This is a genomic window from Corynebacterium pseudodiphtheriticum DSM 44287 (genome assembly GCF_000688415.1).
GTDB classification, from domain to species: domain Bacteria; phylum Actinomycetota; class Actinomycetes; order Mycobacteriales; family Mycobacteriaceae; genus Corynebacterium; species Corynebacterium pseudodiphtheriticum.
Genome location: NZ_JIAH01000007.1, coordinates 124280 through 142689, shown reverse-complemented (window position 1 = coordinate 142689; position 18410 = coordinate 124280). Strand labels below are relative to the sequence as shown.

The 18410-nt window shown below is 52.0% G+C and carries 17 protein-coding genes; 11 read left to right on the top strand and 6 right to left on the bottom strand.

What is annotated here, in order from left to right:
• Window positions 1-79: 79 nt before the first annotated feature.
• Together O146_RS0105565 and O146_RS0105560 are read right to left on the bottom strand one after the other, a co-directional pair.
• Window positions 80-370: a DUF4193 domain-containing protein gene (locus O146_RS0105565; RefSeq protein ID WP_021352592.1), complete on the bottom strand. Its 291-nt coding sequence runs from the start codon at window positions 368-370 to the stop codon at window positions 80-82.
• Between the two features lie 120 nt (window positions 371-490).
• The gene (locus O146_RS0105560; RefSeq protein ID WP_238632663.1) at window positions 491-1432 is read right to left on the bottom strand and encodes an inositol monophosphatase family protein; all 942 of its coding nucleotides are present in this window, start codon (window positions 1430-1432) and stop codon (window positions 491-493) included.
• 78 nt (window positions 1433-1510) lie between these two features.
• Here O146_RS0105560 and ppgK point away from each other — a divergent pair, with 78 nt between their 5' ends.
• Both ppgK and O146_RS0105550 read left to right on the top strand, forming a co-directional pair.
• Window positions 1511-2275 (top strand): polyphosphate--glucose phosphotransferase, encoded by a 765-nt coding sequence (ppgK, locus tag O146_RS0105555; protein WP_027017900.1) that lies wholly within the window; start codon window positions 1511-1513, stop codon window positions 2273-2275.
• A gap of 179 nt (window positions 2276-2454) precedes the next feature.
• A complete protein-coding gene (locus O146_RS0105550) occupies window positions 2455-3837 on the top strand; it encodes an RNA polymerase sigma factor (protein ID WP_023019376.1) in 1383 nt (460 codons plus the stop codon).
• Window positions 3838-3963: 126 nt separating this feature from the next.
• Here O146_RS0105550 and O146_RS11235 read toward each other — a convergent pair whose 3' ends face one another.
• The 3 genes from O146_RS11235 to O146_RS12420 form a co-directional block, all read right to left on the bottom strand.
• Window positions 3964-4527 (bottom strand): tripartite tricarboxylate transporter TctB family protein, encoded by a 564-nt coding sequence (locus tag O146_RS11235; protein ID WP_051619281.1) that lies wholly within the window; start codon window positions 4525-4527, stop codon window positions 3964-3966.
• A 141-nt stretch (window positions 4528-4668) separates the two neighbouring features.
• A complete protein-coding gene (locus tag O146_RS0105540; RefSeq protein WP_051137385.1) occupies window positions 4669-6462 on the bottom strand; it encodes a DEAD/DEAH box helicase in 1794 nt (597 codons plus the stop codon).
• A 59-nt stretch (window positions 6463-6521) separates the two neighbouring features.
• The gene (locus O146_RS12420) at window positions 6522-6764 is read right to left on the bottom strand and encodes a DUF3039 domain-containing protein (RefSeq protein WP_081703770.1); all 243 of its coding nucleotides are present in this window, start codon (window positions 6762-6764) and stop codon (window positions 6522-6524) included.
• 59 nt (window positions 6765-6823) lie between these two features.
• Here O146_RS12420 and O146_RS12415 point away from each other — a divergent pair, with 59 nt between their 5' ends.
• The 6 genes from O146_RS12415 to galE all read left to right on the top strand — a co-directional run bounded on the left by O146_RS12415 (window position 6824) and on the right by galE (window position 12389).
• Window positions 6824-7294 carry a DUF3099 domain-containing protein gene (locus tag O146_RS12415; RefSeq protein ID WP_081820584.1) on the top strand — a complete coding sequence of 157 codons (471 nt, stop codon included), beginning with the start codon at window positions 6824-6826 and terminating at the stop codon, window positions 7292-7294.
• A gap of 43 nt (window positions 7295-7337) precedes the next feature.
• Window positions 7338-8888, top strand: a complete 1551-nt coding sequence (locus O146_RS0105530; protein WP_023019371.1) for a DUF7782 domain-containing protein — start codon at window positions 7338-7340, stop codon at window positions 8886-8888.
• A 105-nt stretch (window positions 8889-8993) separates the two neighbouring features.
• Window positions 8994-9434: a D-aminoacyl-tRNA deacylase gene (gene dtd / locus O146_RS0105525; protein WP_027017897.1), complete on the top strand. Its 441-nt coding sequence runs from the start codon at window positions 8994-8996 to the stop codon at window positions 9432-9434.
• 125 nt (window positions 9435-9559) lie between these two features.
• Complete coding sequence (locus O146_RS0105520) at window positions 9560-10549, top strand: sigma-70 family RNA polymerase sigma factor (RefSeq protein WP_018119693.1); 990 nt, start codon at window positions 9560-9562, stop codon at window positions 10547-10549.
• A 118-nt stretch (window positions 10550-10667) separates the two neighbouring features.
• Window positions 10668-11348, top strand: a complete 681-nt coding sequence (locus tag O146_RS0105515; protein WP_021352603.1) for a metal-dependent transcriptional regulator — start codon at window positions 10668-10670, stop codon at window positions 11346-11348.
• Between the two features lie 48 nt (window positions 11349-11396).
• The gene (galE, locus tag O146_RS0105510; protein ID WP_027017896.1) at window positions 11397-12389 is read left to right on the top strand and encodes a UDP-glucose 4-epimerase GalE; all 993 of its coding nucleotides are present in this window, start codon (window positions 11397-11399) and stop codon (window positions 12387-12389) included.
• Here galE and O146_RS0105505 read toward each other — a convergent pair.
• Entirely contained in the window at window positions 12355-13431 is a 1077-nt protein-coding gene (locus tag O146_RS0105505) for a DUF4192 domain-containing protein (RefSeq protein ID WP_027017895.1), read from the bottom strand. The genes galE and O146_RS0105505 overlap by 35 nt on opposite strands.
• Window positions 13432-13732: 301 nt before the next feature.
• Between O146_RS0105505 and O146_RS0105500 the strand changes: the two genes are divergently transcribed.
• The 3 genes from O146_RS0105500 to O146_RS0105490 all read left to right on the top strand — a co-directional run bounded on the left by O146_RS0105500 (window position 13733) and on the right by O146_RS0105490 (window position 18407).
• Complete coding sequence (locus tag O146_RS0105500; protein WP_021352606.1) at window positions 13733-14686, top strand: PAC2 family protein; 954 nt, start codon at window positions 13733-13735, stop codon at window positions 14684-14686.
• Window positions 14687-14714: 28 nt separating this feature from the next.
• Window positions 14715-17264, top strand: a complete 2550-nt coding sequence (locus O146_RS0105495) for a DEAD/DEAH box helicase (RefSeq protein ID WP_027017894.1) — start codon at window positions 14715-14717, stop codon at window positions 17262-17264.
• A gap of 180 nt (window positions 17265-17444) precedes the next feature.
• The gene (locus O146_RS0105490; protein ID WP_023019366.1) at window positions 17445-18407 is read left to right on the top strand and encodes a hydrogen peroxide-inducible genes activator; all 963 of its coding nucleotides are present in this window, start codon (window positions 17445-17447) and stop codon (window positions 18405-18407) included.
• The last annotated feature ends 3 nt before the right edge of the window (window positions 18408-18410 follow it).

Here is an 18410-nt window from a genome sequence, read left to right as displayed (position 1 = left end):
GACGGAAATAATGCCAACTCCAGGGTGGCGCTCAGAGACAATGATTCCGGCTGACTTATAGCCCCGGGGCACGAAAGAATCAGGCACAGTCCAGGCAAATCTTTTGCCCATCTTCTTCATGTGAAAGGCGTTTGTTTCGCTGCACTAAAAAGCAGCTATCGCAGGTAAACTCGTCGGCCTGGCGTGGCACGACTTTCACGTTCAGTTCTTCGCCAGATACGTCGACTGTTGGTGGCTCAAATGGCTCGACAATTTCGCCGTCTTCATCCATCGGGTCAGAATCGTTCTCCGCAGCCTTCAGCCCTTCCAGCGAATCTGCTTCCAGTTCGTCTTCCGGTCGAGTACGAGCCGCATCGTAATCAGTAGCCATTTATCCACGTCCTATTGGGTAGTTGATCAGCAAACAGTTGATCTTTGTCTATGTGGGACGGATACTAAGGCAAAATAACTATATTGTCATATTTGCAGCTCAAACGTGGTTTTGAAACCATTATTGGTTTACTGGCAATGATGCTAGCGCACCCGCGCCCCGTAGAATTTCATCCATGGTTTCAGCTATGCCAGGCGCGTACGCCACCAAGACTTCTCCTGCGCTGCCTTCAGTCGAGAGCTTCGGTGCGCGGACCACTGCACCGGCTTCTTGTGCAATCAACATCCCTGCAGCATAGTCCCACTTATTCAACGCTGCCTCATAGAAGGCATCAACTTGGCCACTAGCTACTCGACAGAGATCTAACGCTGCAGACCCCATCCGACGAATATCTCTCACGTCACCCAACAATCGCGCCAGAATGCTCGCTTGTTGAAGCCGCCGGTCGCTCAGATAGGAAAATCCAGTAGCGACCAATGCGGCAGATGAATCAGTTATAGAATTCGTGCGCAATCTTCTCGGCTTTTTGACGAGAGTGAAACCGTCGGACGATTTCACTGTATGAGGGGTTATAGCGTACGCCCCACCGCCTATATGCGCGGAATACATCACGTCACCAGCGACGTTATAAACCGCTCCGGCAACAGGGGCAGATCCCCATACCGCAGCGACTGACACTGCGTATTCTGGAATACCGTACAAGAAATTCACTGTTCCGTCGATCGGATCAATAATCCAATCGATACCGGTTGACCCCTGCTGTCCAGTGCCTTCCTCCCCGACCACGCCATCGTTTGGACGTAATGTCAGCAGCTTTTCAACCAGTGCGCTCTCGGTTGCTTTATCAACGGCCGTGACCGGATCGACCGAACTGCTCTTTGTGTCTACTGTGTCAGCGATGTCAGATATCGTGCCTATTTCATTGGAACTGTGAGAAATAACTTCCCCGCCCAATTCTGCTAGCCCGCACGCAATCTCCTTAAGCCCGGCGGGAGACAAGTCCTGATGCATGCTTTGATGCTCAACAAAAGCGTTTATTACTTGTTCTCGGGACATAGTCATGCTTTTATCTTAGCCATTCCAGTATTTTGTGGACTCTGATCACGAATCATTGCTTGCTCGTGCGCTAGTCTGTCATCCATGCAAGAACAGCAACTCGGTTTTGGCATCGACATCGGCGGCTCCGGCACAAAGGGCGCGCTGGTCGATTTGCAAACAGGCGATTTTATTGGTGAACGCATCAAGTTCGAGACCCCCAGGCCCTCTACTCCAGAGGCAGTCGCGGCCACCGCTGCACGCATTGTTGAATTAGCAGAATGGGACGGACCTATCGGGATCACTCTGCCCGGTGTCGTCCGCGGTTCATCAATGCTGACTGCAGCGAATATCGACGCCTCGTGGCTGCATACCAACATCCATGACGCATTTCAGTCAGTTCTTGGCGCACGTGACATCACTTTCTTGAACGACGCCGACGCCGCCGGTTTGGCAGAAGTCGCCTATGGTAATCCTCAATCGAGAAGTGGCGCTGTCATATTTTTGACTCTTGGCACTGGTATCGGGTCGGCTTTTCTAGTGGATGGCAAGCTGTTTCCAAATACTGAGCTAGGACATCTTTTCGTTGGTGAAGAAGAGGCAGAAAAGATTGCTTCGTCGGGCGTCAAAAACTCGCTTGGGCTAAGCTTCACAGAATGGGCACCACGGCTAGAAAAAGTTCTTGCCGAATACGAACGGCTCTTCAATCCCTCGGCTTTTGTCATTGGTGGCGGTATTTCACGCAAATCTGCACGCTGGCTACCGCTCTTAGAAATTTCAACACCAATTATCCCTGCGACCCTCCTGAATCGGGCGGGGATAGTCGGCGCAGCCTTAGCCGCACATTCCCCTGATTACCTGGCAGGTTAGTGGAAACATCCGTGAACCACAGATTGATGGACCGCGTTGTCACCCCCTGACAACGCAAAACCATACGGTGTCCGTTATACTGGGCGCTCATTCCCTAGCATCTACTATGGTGTTGGTGTGACATGGTCCTCACACCGGCGTCCACAACACGCTGTATACATAGGTAGGCTAGATCATTGATGTCAGCACAATCCGGCGAAAGGGCGTACGTGTCAGCCACTGAATCTTCCGATCAGTCTCTTGCTGAGGGCGCACCCAGTTCTGCTCGCGCGCAAAGCGCGAAAAAAGCAACTAGGAAGTCAACCAGCAAGCCGAAGACCGCAAAGGCAACAACCGACAAGGTCCCGCAAAGCGGTGTGTCCATCGATCCCGAAGAAATCTCGCCTGCAACCGCACCGGTAGCGGATCCACTACTCGATGAACCTGGAGACGACGAAGACACCGACGTTGAGCCGGATCTTGCCGACGCCGATGCATTTGTAGACGAACCCCTAGACGATGATCCAGAACCCGCTGAACCGGAGCTCGGCGAAGAGGATGACGACGAAGATGTCGGCAGTTCCGTCTGGGACGAAGATGAATCTGCAGCTCTCCGCCAAGCCCGCAAGGACGCCGAGCTAACAGCATCAGCGGATTCAGTGCGCGCGTACCTAAAGCAAATTGGTAAAGTCGCGCTGCTCAATGCAGAACAAGAGGTTTCTCTTGCAGAACGTATCGAAGCCGGCCTGTATGCACAGTTCCGCATAGAAGAAATGTCGAAGGCTTTGGAAGCCGGAGACAAACAGGCAAAACTATCGCCTGCGCTCAAGCGTGATCTCCGGTCCATCGCTCGTGATGGCCGAAAAGCTAAGAATCACCTACTTGAAGCCAACCTTCGTCTTGTGGTCTCACTCGCTAAGCGTTACACGGGACGCGGTATGGCGTTCTTGGATTTGATCCAAGAAGGTAACTTGGGATTGATCCGAGCAGTTGAAAAATTCGACTACACCAAGGGTTATAAGTTTTCTACTTACGCCACCTGGTGGATTCGTCAAGCAATTACCCGCGCGATGGCAGACCAAGCCCGGACCATCCGTATTCCAGTACACATGGTTGAGGTCATCAATAAACTGGGTCGTATTCAGCGCGAACTACTGCAGGATCTAGGCCGCGAACCGACCCCCCAGGAACTCGCGAAAGAAATGGACATCACCGAAGAAAAGGTGATGGAGATCCAACAATATGCCCGAGAACCAATTTCGTTGGATCAAACCATCGGCGACGAGGGAGATAGCCAGCTCGGTGACTTCATTGAAGATTCTGAGGCTGTAATCGCGGTCGACGCTGTTTCCTTCACCCTGTTGCAAGACCAGTTGCAAGATGTCTTAACGACGTTGTCTGAACGGGAGGCTGGAGTGGTCCGGTTACGCTTCGGTTTGACTGACGGCATGCCACGCACCCTGGATGAAATCGGACAGGTGTACGGAGTTACCCGGGAGCGTATTCGCCAGATTGAATCGAAGACAATGTCGAAGTTGCGCCACCCTTCTCGTTCACAAGTATTGCGGGATTACCTCGATTAAGCTTTTAAAGCTGACATCGCAAAATCCTCACCCGCTCATATGCGGGTGAGGATTTTGCGTATTTATTATGCGCTCATGTCCCGAGCGCTGGAAGAGCGGCCGAAACAATGCAAAAGCGAAGCCAAACTAGCTGTCGTAATTCTCCACATTCGTGTTGATGCATTGCTCAATGGCATCCTCATCATCACCGTGTTGGTCAATACAGTCAACAATCCCCACCTCATCGAAAATATTGTAGACAGCAACCATGATTATTACTCCTACGATCATCGACAGAATCGAAGTCACCAACCCCACCACCGACATCACGGTGCGCCGGTTTTCCGGGTGACGTTTTCGACCGACAACCAGGGCTACAATCGCAAGAATCGTGCCGATAATGCCAAGCAACGAGCCGAATACAACAATTGATCCGAGCAATGACAAAATGCCAACCCCTAGAGCCCACGGCGCAACTGGGTTTTTCGACTCTTGCTGTGTTTCGAATCCGCCGTATTGTGGAGCCGAATATCCTCCAGCGTAGTACGCATCATGTGCAGTGTGATTCTCCACGGACTGATCCTGATTTACAGAAAAATCATAACCTCCGGATCCATATCCTTCATTGCCAGATTCGAAGCCGGAATTTTTGCCTTCCGCATACTCGCCGTATTGGCCGTCAGAATTGTTTGGATTATTGGGGGTAGTCATCTACTTTGCTATCCCTTCACGCATAGATGTAATTAACTATTTTTACCTTACCTTGCTTAGTCCCACTTATGTAGTGCTTCCGCCTTGAGCGGAGACCTCCACATCGGATTCACAAGGCTAACTAGTACAGGCTATTTTCTTCTACCACTTTCGCAAATAACGAATGCGCTCTTTCAACTGCTGTGCATTGCACAACGCCGTCGGCGGGCCCCCACATGCTTTACGTGCTTCCGTATGTATCGCTCCGTGCGGACGCCCTGATTGTTCAGCTTGGACTGCAACCAGCGTGTTCAGTTCTTGGCGTAATTTGGGAATCTCCACCGCAGCAACATCATTGGTTTCCTTGGAATTTACGCCTTTCACATCGGAATTTATTTTTCGAGGCGCCCCAGATGCTGGTTCGACTAATCCGTTTTTAAGCTTGTGTTGGTATTCGAGTTCGGCTTGCCTCCGAGCTTTCTCCTCGGCTTCCCGAGCATCAAGCTGTTCTTCTTGCCTTTTTCGCAGTAATGCTCTGACCTGCTCTTGGTCAAGCAACCCAGGTAGTCCGAGGAAGTCCGCTTCCTCATCGGATCCGCTAAACGCACCGGTACCGAATGTCGAACCATCGTAGATCAAGGAATCAAGTTCTGCCGATGCACCCACAGATTCAAAAGACGATTCTTCGGTCCGCTCATTTTTTTCTTTGTTCGCTTCAGCGACAGCATCTTCGTCCCAAGCTTCTTCCCTGTGCGGTTTGCCGATCACGTGATCGCGAGAGGTTTCTAGTTTTTCCGCAAGATCTAACAGCGTAGGCACAGAGGGCAAAAACACACTGGCAGTTTCTCCAGGCATGCGGGATCGGACGAATCGCCCAATGGCTTGGGCGAAGAATAATGGCGTCGACGCCGAAGTGGCATACACTCCTACCGCTAAACGGGGAACATCCACGCCTTCAGATACCATACGCACCGCAACCATCCACTCGTCCGTGGACTCAGAAAAAGCGTTAATGCGCTCAGAAGATCCAGGCTCATCAGACAAAATCACCGATACAGGAGTAGAAGAAATCTTCTCCAGGATCTTAGCGTAAGCACGCGCAGTGGTCGTGTCGGTAGCAATTACCAGCCCACCCGCATCAGGCATATTGGTACGGATTTGTTCCAACCGTGTGTGCGCCGCTTGCAATACAGCCGGAATCCACTCACCTTTCGGATCCAGAGCTGTTCTCCAAGCACGCGCAGTTTCTTCTGCGGTTAGTGGAGTTCCTAAACGCGCAGAAATTTCTTCACCCGCACTTGTACGCCAGGTAGCTTCACCTGAATATGCCAAAAAGACGACGGGGCGAACGACACCGTCGGCAAGCGCGTCGCCGTAACCATAAGTGTGGTCAGCCTGGGAAATTTCGTGGCCTTCCCCGTCTTCTTCATAACGTACGAAGGGAATATAAGAATTATCTGAACGAAACGGCGTGCCCGTAAGCGCCAACCGATATTCGGCCTCGTCATATGCTTCACGAACACCATCACCCCAACTTTTTGCGTCACCGGCATGGTGAATTTCGTCAAGAATCACCAAGGTACGTTTCGCCGAGGCCAATGCATGGTGTTTTAATGGGTGCATTCCCACCTGGGCATAGGTGACAACAATGCCGTCGTAAGCCTGGTTAATGACGCCAGCGTTGGTGAAACGATCATCCAGCGAAACTCCCACCCGACCAGCAGCTGCTGCCCACTGCCGTTTCAGATGCTCAGTAGGTACTACAACGATGACACGATCTACCGACCGATCCTCTAATAATTCAGTCGCGACCCTAATCGCAAAGGTGGTTTTACCTGCACCCGGAGTCGCGACTGCCATGAAATCTCGCGGACGCGACGTCAAAAACTTTTGCAACGCAGCCTGCTGCCACGCACGCAGCCTGGAGTTATTGTTGAATCTGCGCGGTCTCGCCACTAAATACCACCATTGCTAGAAATAGCTTTTGTTGCTTGCCCCAAAATATCGAGTGAATTCTATTTTTTACGCAGGCCAGAGTATATCTCCTGGCATTTCGGGCATACCGGCGAGCCAGGCTTGGCTTGTTTGCGAACCGGAAATTTTTCTCCACACAACGCGACAATCATTTTGCCACTGACCGCTGAATCTACAATCTGATTCTTTTTCACATAGTGGAAGAACTTTGGTGTGTCGTCGTCGGTTCCTGTCTGATCTCGAGTTTCTGGGCGTTCTAGAGTCTGCGTTGATGTAGTCGTCATGGGCATCCATTTTGCCGTATTCATAGGCATTTGGGTAGCCAGGCTCTAGGCTGGGAACCATGACTACTGGAAGCTCGCGTGGTACTAACGGGCCTCATAGCCCGCGGCGCTCACTCCGGCGTCACTTTCGTAACGGTTCTCGCCGGAATAAACCCGTCCTGATTACCACTGCGCGTATGACCCGCGCGCAAGGCCGAAAAAAGCGCGAATGGTGGTACGGATTACTCCAATTCTTAAGAGTTCCGCTAACTCTGGTGTGCGTCGGAATGTATGTGGCTTGGGATTGGGTGCTCATTCCCGTCCTGCTGGCCACGCTTACGTTTCCATTGCCGTGGATAGCTGTAATCATTGCGAACTTAGACGGCGCCCCCCAAGACAAACGCCAGCCGCGAGTATATAAACCCGCTATCGTTCGCCAAACCCAGCAGCGCACTAAACAGCAGCTACCTTCGTCTGATGCCACGTACGACCCGCCGCGCGAGCTTCCGCCGGGAATCATCGACGCCGAACCTCGCGATTCGCGTGAGTAATAAAGACGATAGGAAACGAATAACCTTCTACAATGATTCATTGATGAGCACTCACCTAGATTCCAGTACCCCTGACCCAGCCGAACGTTTCGGCGAGGCTGCAAGCGATTTAACCGCATACTTCACCGAGGTCGGTTTTGACTCAGCCGGCTTAGCTGCCCACTTGGGGCCAGAATACCTCTCTGCACTACACCGTGGCGATCCCGGGGCCCTGCGTTTTCGCACACAGACAGGAAGCGTCCTAGACAGGCTTATTCAGGCTTTTATACTCCGCGACCCGGTGGAAAAAACCGATTTTGTGCAGCTCCTCGGCACTGAGCTGGCAAATAAAGTCATTGCTGCAAATATTGCGGTTACCCATGGCCCTGCGATTGTGCGCGTAGTCATCGACGTGCGTCCACACATCATTAACGGCATTAGTCGATGGGTGTTTTCTGACCCTGATGCCGCCATGGTGCGTCAAGATGCGGCCGAGGACCATGTACCGGGTGTCGGGGCCGCGTCATTATCGCTAATGCAATTTTGCCCCACGACACCAGTCGGTTCGGTCTTAGATTTAGGAACAGGCTCGGGTGTACAGATTTTAGGGCAGGCACAAGCTGCAGATCAGATCACCGCAACGGATATTTCTACCCGTGCACTCGCCTTGGCAGATGCCACAGTTCGGGGCGCTGGACTTGCGCACAAAGTTACTTTCTCCACTGGGCCCTGGTTTGCACCGGTCGCCGGGCAAAAATTCGACCGAATTGTTGCCAATCCACCATTTGTGGTCGGGTCCACGGACATCACCCACACGTACCGTGATTCAGGTCTGGAATTAGATGGTGCCAGCGAACTAGTCGTGTCGGAAATTTCAGATTATTTAGCCCCGGGTGGCTCTGCTTATTTACTCGGATCATGGGTCCACCAGGGCGATATACCTTGGCAGCATCGGGTAGCCGGTTGGTTGCCGAGTCATGGTGTTGCAGCCTGGATCCTGCAGCGAGATTTCGCAGATCCGGCACATTACGTCAGTACGTGGCTACGTGATGAAGCAATCGATCTGCGTTCCCAAGAAGCCAGCGAACGCAGTGCCGAATGGCTACAACATTTCAATAATGCTGATGTCCATGCCATCGGTTTTGGTTATATCGCGATTCAAGACATCGGCGATCAGCCTTCAGAAATCATCGCTGAAGAAATCCCCCAAGCGTACGACGATCGGCTTGCCGACGAAGTGTCTGAGTATTTTCTACGTGCAGCTTGGCTGCGCGAGCAAACAAAAGACACCATTGCTGAAAGTCAGTTTCAACTGCGGCCACAAGTAGCCCGAGAGATAATCGAGGTTCCTGATACCGACTCCGGGATGGGCTTTCGCCCCTCGGTCTACCGACTCACCCGAATGGATGGCCCACGCTGGTCCCACGAAGTAGATCATCATGTGGCAGCAATCGTAGCCGGTTTACATCCGCAAGGCTTAGCACTAGCAGAAGTCGTCGAGATGTATACCGCCGCGCACGGACTCGAAGGCGAGCTTCTAGACCAAGCAACCCGAGTTATTGCAGACCTGGTCAGGCACGGGGTGGTGATTCCTGCAGAACTTCTCGACGTTTAACAGGCAGATTCAATACCGCAGTAGTTGAACAAGCACAATCCTGGCGGCCGATATCACCCCCGTGCAGGCCGCTGCCACCCCAGCATCAACAAGGGAGCTATCACGATGAAAGCTGTACTAACCCGTGTATCTTCAGCAAGTGTAACCGTCAACGATCAAGTCGTCGGCCAGATTTCTGCACCAACAACCGGGGGGATTCTTGCCCTTGTTGGAGTGGGGATCGATGACGCCAACCAGGAAAAATCCTGGCAAAAAATGGCCGCGAAGATTGCAGAGTTGCGGATTCTAGACGGGGAAAAGTCGGCGTCGGAAAGCGATGCGCCGATTCTTGTCGTCAGTCAGTTCACTCTCTACGGGCAAACTGCTAAGGGACGGCGCCCGTCCTGGTCAGAAGCTGCCCGCGCCGAGGTTGCGGAACCACTAATAAACAACATTGTCTCAGATCTACGTGAACGAGGATTAGATGTTGCCACCGGGAGCTTCGGTGCGAAAATGGAAGTCTCTTCTGTCAATCAAGGACCGTTTACCGTATTGGTGGAAACCTAGTCACCATAAACCCTATTTTCGCCTTAAATTACCCCCGACAATTACCCCTGCAATGACACAGGGAACAACACATGTCAATGAATCGTTATTAGCTATGTAAACGGCAACTTGAGGAGGCCATCACTGTGACTACCGCTCCCGTGCAAGAATTCGACGAAGAAGAGCAGGATCGGGGCTCCCGTCGTGGCCACACGAACGACAATCCATCTGCGGATTTAGTTCGGGTTTATTTGAATGGCATCGGTAAAACCGATCTGTTGACCGCTGACGACGAGATTGAACTCGCACAGCAAATCGAGGTTGGCTTGTATGCGCAACATTTGCTTAACGATCCAGAGCAGCATCTAACTCGCGCCAAAAAACGTGATTTGAAGGTCCTTGCGAAACAAGGGAAAAAAGCACGCTCCCACCTCTTGGAGGCTAATCTACGTCTGGTGGTCTCCCTCGCCAAGCGTTATACCGGGCGTGGCATGCCCCTGCTGGACCTTATACAAGAAGGCAACCTCGGGCTGATTCGAGCCATGGAAAAGTTCGACTATGACAAAGGCTTTAAGTTCTCTACGTACGCAACGTGGTGGATACGTCAGGCAATTACACGTGGCATGGCAGATCAGTCACGAACCATCCGCCTTCCAGTTCATCTTGTCGAACAGGTCAACAAACTTTCCCGAATCAAACGGGAAATGTACCAGTCTCTAGGGCGCGAGGCCACCAACGAGGAGCTTTCGGAAGAATCCGGCATTCCCGAGGACAAGATAGAGATGCTGCTCCACCAATCGCGTGACCCGGTCTCTCTCGATATGCCTGTCGGCGCCGACGAAGAGGCACCATTGGGAGATTTCATCGAAGATGCTGAAGCGACCGACGCGGAATCTGCAGTCGTGGCTTCGCTTCGACACTCCGATATACGGGATGTCATCGGCACCTTGGAACAACGAGAACAAGATGTCATCCGCTTACGGTACGGTTTAGATGACGGGGTTCCACGCACCCTGGACCAGATCGGTCGGCGATTTGAACTGTCTCGCGAGCGCGTCCGCCAAATCGAGCGAGAAGTGATGGCAAAGCTACGTGACGGCCACCGCGCTGATCGCCTACGCGAATACGCGCAATAGTCAACAGTTATTAACGGTCACGAAGCACCGTGAAGGTCTGGTTAATCCGTACCAGGCCTTCTTTTTGCGATAGAATAGCCAGCAGGCATTAGACGAATTAACAGGAAGGTTTCCCAACGTGAGGGACTTGGTCGATACCACTGAGATGTACCTGCGTACGATCTATGAGCTGGAAGAAGAAGGAATCACTCCACTGCGAGCTCGTATCGCAGAACGCTTAGAGCAGTCAGGCCCGACGGTCTCACAGACTGTCGCACGCATGGAACGCGACGGCCTGCTGCACGTCCGTCCAGACCGCAGTTTGGATCTGACTGTTCACGGGCGTGAATTAGCCACTAAGGTCATGCGCAAACACCGTTTAGCGGAGCTGCTACTTACTGAAGTCCTCGGCGTCGATATCCACGACGTGCACGACGAAGCCTGCCGTTGGGAACACGTAATGAGTGACAACGTTGAGCGTCACGTGGCATCCATCGTGCAGGACTGTTCCCGCTCTCCATTTGGCAACCCGGTTCCGGCTCTAGAAGAGCTCGGCGTCGATGTCGAGTCTCTCCCTAAGGTTGCACGCGCAATTGATCTTCCAGAAGAGCAAGAAATCGACGGAACTGTTGCGCAGATTAACGAAATCTTGCAGTCCGAAAACGACCGGCTACGCGAATTGACCAATGCTGGCATCGTGGTTGGCGCCAAAGTCAATGTTGTTAATTATGGCCATTCCGTAATTTTGACTGCTGGTGATGGGCCGAAAGTTGTTCTTAACGAAACCCTGGGCCACGCGATCCGCATCGCGACTAATTAGTCGCTAGCCATCCCATTTCATAACGTCGAACACAGGAGCCACATAAACATGCACGTGTTGGTCACTGGTGGCGCTGGATACGTCGGAAGCGTTTGCAGTGCTGTTCTCCTCGAATCCGGCCATGACGTGAGCATCATTGATGATTTTTCTACCGGCAACCGCGATGCAGTGCCGGCAGAAGCCCACTTAATCGAAGGTGAGCTCAGCAAGATAATTGATCAAGTCCTTGCAGAGAAATCATTTGACGCCGTCGTGCATTGTGCTGCACGCAGCCTCGTTGGAGAATCCGTGTCTAACCCTGAGTTGTATTGGCACGCAAACGTAGTCACTACACTTCGTTTACTCGACGCTATGCGGGCACACCAGGTTTCCAATCTCGTTTTTTCCTCCACGGCTGCAGCCTACGGCGAACCCGAGTCGGTGCCGATTGAGGAATCCGCGCCTACTAAACCCACCAACCCTTACGGCGCCAGCAAATTAGCGATTGACCATATCATTAGTTCTTACACTAAAGCTTATGGACTGGCAGCGACATCCTTGCGGTATTTCAATGTCGCTGGAGCCTACGGCAAAATTGGTGAAAATCGTCGTATAGAGACTCACCTTATTCCGCTAATTTTGCAGGTAGCACTCGGTCATCGTGACAAGATCATGGTTTTCGGTGACGATTACCCCACGGCAGATGGCACCGCCGTGCGAGATTACATCCACGTTTACGACTTGGCTCAGGCCCATGTGCTTGCTCTAGAGTCAAATATAAAAAGCTCGCACAGGGTCTACAACCTGGGTTCGGGTAATGGTTATTCAGTGCAGGAAGTGATCTCCCAGGTTCGCGCGACGACTGGCCACCCAATCCCGGCTGAATTGGCCCCACGTCGTGCAGGTGATCCCGCCACCCTCGTTGCTTCTTCTGCCAAGATCACCACCGAACTCGGTTGGAACCCCACGCGCACAAACCTGCCGACTATTGTTGCAGACGCCTGGGAATTCACTCGCCAGTTAGGTGTTAACGCTCATTCTCATCCAAGAGCCCGCACTTAACCGCGTCGAGAGCCGCATAGTGCATTCCGGAACTTACAGCCGCAAATAATAATTGGCTTAAATTGTGGCTTGGTTGCTCATGTAACGCGACCGTTAATGCCTGGCTTGCAGATAAGACCTGCCCGAGTTCAAGAAAAACCAGTGCGAGTGTTGCCAGGGCATTTGCACGCAACTCCCCGGATAGGCTGCGCACCGCTGCTATCAACAGATTTTTCGCAGCTTCCGGGGCGTCTAGCATCACGCCGATCACTTCATCCCTAAGCACAGTACGCGACATCCAGATCCCGACCGAGTCGATTATTTCTTCCTCGGATAACAACTCCTCTGTCGTTACGTCATTTCTGGCAAGGCCATTCAGCAATGCTGTTGCATCACTACTTGCGTTTGCGTCAACACTCGAAGATCGGTTGACCCGCCGTTGTATCTCACGAGTACGAGCTGTTCGTTGTTCTTCGTCACTGTCGGTGTCATCACCAAGCAAATAAGCAAACGCTTCTTGCCTGGTTAAGCTAGGAAGTTCGTTGCGAAGACTCCATGGGTGCATCGCCGGAGATGCCACAACCGATCCAACTGTGCCAGTCCGCCAGATCGTTGGTGTGATTTCGTCATAAAGCACTTCTACACCAAATAACAAGCGATACCGTGCGCCTTCACGGGTTTCATCAACCAACCAACACCCCATGAGCGGAACTTTTCCAGCCGCATCTGCCTGTTGAATAGCTTGAAACCAGGCTTGTTTTTCAATCCACCCTGAATATTCATGGTCATTACCTACGGCACGGTCGCTGACAATAAACCCAACGTGGAATGCGCATTGCGCATTTGCCAGATAACGGGCTATTTCTCCACTAGGAAAATCATCACTCAAATCAACTCGGACTGTCGGCCCAATATAGACGCTACCGTCCGGTTTTGAATAATATCCCTGGACTACAAACGATTCTTCTGGGTAAAAACCTAGCAATCCCGGTAGGTTTGCAATCAATTCGTCCGGCGTCGCAGCTAGGAGCCCATTTTCACCACTACTACGGTTCTCGTGCATTGCGCTTTTTCTAGCAGCATTGCCGTGCCGATATCGAGCATGTGATCTTTTCGAATTCCGGTTCCTCATGCCAACCAGTGTCAATGCTTTTACTATGCCTTTCCATGCTATTCGAGCACGAGCAAGCTAATCTGTGGATAACTAAAGTTATCCACACTCGCGCGGGCAACTGGGTTGCCTCCCAGCTATGCACGGAATAAGGTCTCATATTTCGGCGTTACACCATGTAGAAACTGATGCGGAGAAGGACTGAATGTCAGTCGCGCGCAACAGCGCTAGAATGCAACGAGGAGGTGCGCCAATGTACGACGATGCACGTGAAATGTACGAACTGGAATATCCGGCACCCGATATGGGTAACAATTCCAACGACCGCCTGACTTTAGTGGTGGCATTAAACGGTTATGCTGATGCTGGAATGGCTGTGGAGGCGGCTGCCGACCACCTCATTTCGGCGCTAGACCATCGCCCAGTAGCCACATTCGATTCAGATGAACTAGTCGATTACCGTTCTCGGCGCCCGGCGGTAACCATCGCAAACAACGAGCCGGTCGAGATCGAAAACACCGAAATTAGCATCAAGGTTTTGCGAGATAACCAGGGTAAGCCGTTTTTGCTACTGTCCGGACCAGAACCAGATTTGCGTTGGAATGGATTCACCGAGGCGGTCGCTGACCTCGTCGAAAAACTGGATGTGCAACAGACAATTTGTCTCTACGCCGCCCCCATGACCGTCCCCCACACGAGACCGATGACGATTTCCGGCCACGGCAATTCTCAGGAATTAATCAAGCGCCTAGTTTCGTGGGATCAAAAACTCATGGTGCCAGGCTCCGCTGCTCTCTACCTAGAGCGTGCGTTGCACAAGCGAGGTCGTAATGTCGCTGGTTACACAGCTCATGTTCCACACTATGTAGCCTCCTCGCCTTATCCGCTGGCGACGTACAATTTGCTTAGTTCAGTCGCTAACGCTAGCAATTTGGATTTGCCGCTGGGGAGCTTGGAGCACGACATCCAGCGCACCAGTCAACAGCTAGAAGAACAGATTTATCAAGCCGATGAGGTGCAATCCCTAGTAGCTGGGTTAGAAGAACAATTCGATGAGGGTTTAGAACGTTACCGAGAAAAGAATCCTCAAGCTATCTTGCCAGGTGAGCAAAATATGCCGACTGGTGATGAGATCGGAGCATCGTTCGAACAGTTCTTAAATTCCCTCGACGGTACTGAGCATGGAGAAGCAGACGAAGAAGAGTAGCTTTCATTGATCGACTACGGTGGTGGATGTGAATCTTAACGACGTAGTGCCTGATCTGTCAGAAGTTCCCTCCTCATTGCTTGAGGAATCCATCTGGGAGTCATTTCTTCGCTGGACAAAGGATAAAGGCATATCCCTTTATCCCGCACAAGAAGAAGCTAGTCTCGCTGCTTTAGCCGGGGACAACGTCATTCTGTCGACGCCAACCGGTTCCGGAAAGACTATGGTGGCAACTGCTGCACAATTCTTCTGTCTCGCGGAAGGTAAACGTTCGTTTTACACTGCCCCGATCAAAGCCCTAGTAAGCGAAAAATTCTTTGCGCTTTGTGACGTCTTCGGCCCGGAAAACGTGGGGATGATGACCGGCGATGCCACGGTTAACGGCAATGCTCCTATCATCGCTGCTACTGCGGAAATTGTGGCTAATATCGCTTTGCGTGACGGCAAAGACGCCAGAATCGACCAAGTCGTGATGGACGAATTCCACTTCTATTCGGAACCAGACCGAGGTTGGGCCTGGCAAGTTCCCCTACTCGAGTTGCCCCAAGCGCAATTTGTTCTAATGTCGGCGACTCTCGGCGACGTCAGCTGGCTGCGTGAAGACCTCACTCAACGCACTGGTCGAACAACTACCCTAGTAACGGGTACCACCCGCCCGGTCCCCTTAGCATTCAGCTATGAATTCATTGCTGTCGAGGAAATGATCGATACCCTTGTGGACAACCACAAGGCCCCCATTTATGTCGTGCATTTCTCGCAGCGCAAAGCCACTGAACAGGCTCAATCACTAACCGCAACCTCTTTTTTAAATTCCGAAGAAAAACAGCGAATGGTCGAGGAGATTGGTGATTTCCGCTTCAGCACCACTTTCGGCAAGCAACTGTCGAAGATGATTCGCCGTGGTATCGGTTTGCACCATGCAGGAATGCTGCCCAAATACCGGCGACTGGTAGAGAAGCTAGCGCAAACTGGATTGCTGAAGGTCATTTGTGGAACAGATACCCTCGGAGTGGGCATTAATGTCCCGATCCGTACGGTTCTGTTGACTGGCCTCGCAAAATTCGATGGGCGACGAGAACGCATCGTCAAATCCCGTGAATTCCACCAAATTGCCGGCCGTGCGGGTCGTGCTGGCTACGACACGGAAGGCACCGTCGTCGTACTGGCGCCCGAGTTCGAAATTGAGAACGCAAAGATGCGTCGCAAAGCCGGCGATGATCCAAAGCGCTTAAAGAAGCTTAAAAAGAAAGCTCCACGTGATGGCGAAGTCTCTTGGTCAGAAAAGACTTATGAGCGGCTCATCAACTCCGAGCCGGAATCGCTCAGCAGCCAGTTCCAGATGAGCAATTCTATGTTGCTCAATGTGATCGCCCGTCCTGGAGATGTCTATGCGCACATGAAGCATCTGATTCGTTCCAACCACGACACCCGAGCACAACAAAATCAGTCAATTTTGGCCGCGACTTCCCTATTCCGTGGTTTACGAAATGCGGGTATCGTGGACAAGCCCGCCAACGAGACGGGAACGGATTCACAGGGCCGACGCTACCACCTGACTGAAGAATTACAGCGTGATTTCGCGCTAAACCAACCTTTGGCTCCATTTGCTCTGGCGGCGGTTGGTTTATGGGACCCGGACTCTCCCACTTACACATTAGACGTGATTTCCACTTTTGAAGCCATCTTGGATGATCCTCGCCAACTTCTCCAGGCGCAGCAATCGTTCGCACGAGGCGAAGAAATCAATGCACTCAAAGCTGAAGGCGTTGATTACACGGAACGAATGAAAATCGTTGAGGAAATCAACTGGCCAATGCCATGTCGTGAAGAATTAGACGCAGCTTTTGAGACTTATTGCCAGGGACACCCCTGGGCCAGAGAATTTGACATCTCGCCAAAGTCGGTCGTGCGCGATATGTTGGAAAACTCCATGACCTTTTCGGATTTGATCGCAACCTATGGACTGGCCAGGTCCGAAGGGGTCGTACTGAGGTATCTTACCGATGCTTGGCGCACGTTGAACCATTCTGTCCCTGCCGAGGCCAAGACTGATGAGCTTTCGGATATCATCGTTTGGCTCGGAGAGCTGATTCAACAAGTGGATTCTTCGCTTGTCGACGAGTGGGCAACCATGACCGACGAAGATGCACCGGTCTCGCAAGAACGAGTCGACCGCGAGCTGGCATTCGGTGTAGAGGATCCTAGCGCACTAAGCGCGAACCCACGCGCTTTGAAGATCATGGTACGCAACTATATGTTCCGTCTAGTGCAACTTTTTGCCCTAGAACGAGAAGAGCGTCTCGAACAGTTGCTTGATTACCTGGAGAATTATCCAGATATCAGCGATGCTTTGGATGATTATTTTGAGCAATACACCGATCTTGATACTGGCCCCGAAGCACGCGGCCCGGAATATTTTCACCTCGATGCCTCTGCACGCTCGCGCCTCTGGCCCGTCCGACAGATCATTAGAGATCCAGAAGGAAATAATGACTTCCAGTTCGTTGCTACCGTCGACTTAGACGCCAGTGACGATGCTGGTGAAGTTAGGCTTAGGGATCTGCGTATCGAGCGCTAACGAATGCTGCAGGAAGAATGCATGCTATTTCGCCACTGTCCACGGCTGGCATTGCCAGCACAGTCATGCCATGGTCATACCGTGGTTCTGCGCAACCTTATTCCTACTGATTTCCGGTGGCCACTAGTCTCTGCTCACCGTTGATAGCCCCACACTAAAATTTTCGATAAAATCATAACTATGCCTAATAAGGAGTTTAGTCCGACACTGTCACAACTACGCACATTTGCGACTGTCGCCGAGAATCGGCATTTTGGTACCGCCGCAACTAAGTTGGGCATCTCCCAACCCTCACTTTCGCAAGCACTAGTTACTTTAGAGCAGGGGCTAGGCGTCCAGCTTATTGAGCGATCTACGCGCAAGGTGATTGTTACTGCAGCAGGCAAACGGTTACTGCCTTACGCTTTGGCTACGCTGCAAGCTGCGGAGCTGTTCGTTACAGAATCGCGTGGATCTGCGGGAACATTGGAAGGCCCGCTAACGTTAGGCATCATACCGACCGTGGCACCGTATATTTTGCCGGATGTCCTGCGGGCAACGGCAGCTGAATACCCGAACCTGACACTACATATCGTCGAAGAGCAAACTGCCCATTTGTTACAGCAGCTGCGCGACGGGCAAATTGATGTTGCAATGCTAGCACTCCCCACCAATGTCCCTGCGTTCGTGGAGCGGCCATTATATACAGAAAATATGGCTTTAGTTATCCACGACCAGCATGAACTTGCTGACCGTTCCGACCTTACACTCGACGCGTTGCATTCAGTTGAGTTGTTATTGCTTGACGACGGCCATTGTCTCCGGGACCAAATTTTGGAACTATGCCGACTTATTGACCGCCAACCACAATCACAAAATTCGTGGGTTACACGCGCTGCCTCACTAACCACAATCATGCAACTAGTAGTCGCGCACTTCGGAGCAACCCTGGTTCCGGAGTCTGCACTTGATGCAGAATGCCGTAAACCGGGATTGTCTGTATCGCATTTTGCTAGCGCGGTACAAGCTGACCGACGTATTGGGTTGGTTTACCGCGCTTCCAGCTCACGTGGCGACGATTTTGCTGCACTCGGCGATGTGCTAGAAAAAGCATTTCACCAAGCGGTCGAGCGTGCCCGCGATCTACAAACTCGCTCTTCCTAAGCT

What these genes read in the sequence shown, in the direction of transcription:
- O146_RS0105565 (WP_021352592.1), bottom strand. Translation starts at nt 370, where the DNA reads ATGGCTACTGATTACGATGCGGCTCGTACTCGACCGGAAGACGAACTG.
- O146_RS0105560 (WP_238632663.1), bottom strand. Translation starts at nt 1,432, where the DNA reads ATGACTATGTCCCGAGAACAAGTAATAAACGCTTTTGTTGAGCATCAA.
- ppgK (WP_027017900.1), top strand. Translation starts at nt 1,511, where the DNA reads ATGCAAGAACAGCAACTCGGTTTTGGCATCGACATCGGCGGCTCCGGC.
- O146_RS0105550 (WP_023019376.1), top strand. Translation starts at nt 2,455, where the DNA reads ATGTCAGCACAATCCGGCGAAAGGGCGTACGTGTCAGCCACTGAATCT.
- O146_RS11235 (WP_051619281.1), bottom strand. Translation starts at nt 4,527, where the DNA reads ATGACTACCCCCAATAATCCAAACAATTCTGACGGCCAATACGGCGAG.
- O146_RS12420 (WP_081703770.1), bottom strand. Translation starts at nt 6,764, where the DNA reads ATGACGACTACATCAACGCAGACTCTAGAACGCCCAGAAACTCGAGAT.
- O146_RS12415 (WP_081820584.1), top strand. Translation starts at nt 6,824, where the DNA reads ATGACTACTGGAAGCTCGCGTGGTACTAACGGGCCTCATAGCCCGCGG.
- O146_RS0105530 (WP_023019371.1), top strand. Translation starts at nt 7,338, where the DNA reads ATGAGCACTCACCTAGATTCCAGTACCCCTGACCCAGCCGAACGTTTC.
- dtd (WP_027017897.1), top strand. Translation starts at nt 8,994, where the DNA reads ATGAAAGCTGTACTAACCCGTGTATCTTCAGCAAGTGTAACCGTCAAC.
- galE (WP_027017896.1), top strand. Translation starts at nt 11,397, where the DNA reads ATGCACGTGTTGGTCACTGGTGGCGCTGGATACGTCGGAAGCGTTTGC.
- O146_RS0105505 (WP_027017895.1), bottom strand. Translation starts at nt 13,431, where the DNA reads ATGCACGAGAACCGTAGTAGTGGTGAAAATGGGCTCCTAGCTGCGACG.
- O146_RS0105500 (WP_021352606.1), top strand. Translation starts at nt 13,733, where the DNA reads ATGTACGACGATGCACGTGAAATGTACGAACTGGAATATCCGGCACCC.
- O146_RS0105490 (WP_023019366.1), top strand. Translation starts at nt 17,445, where the DNA reads ATGCCTAATAAGGAGTTTAGTCCGACACTGTCACAACTACGCACATTT.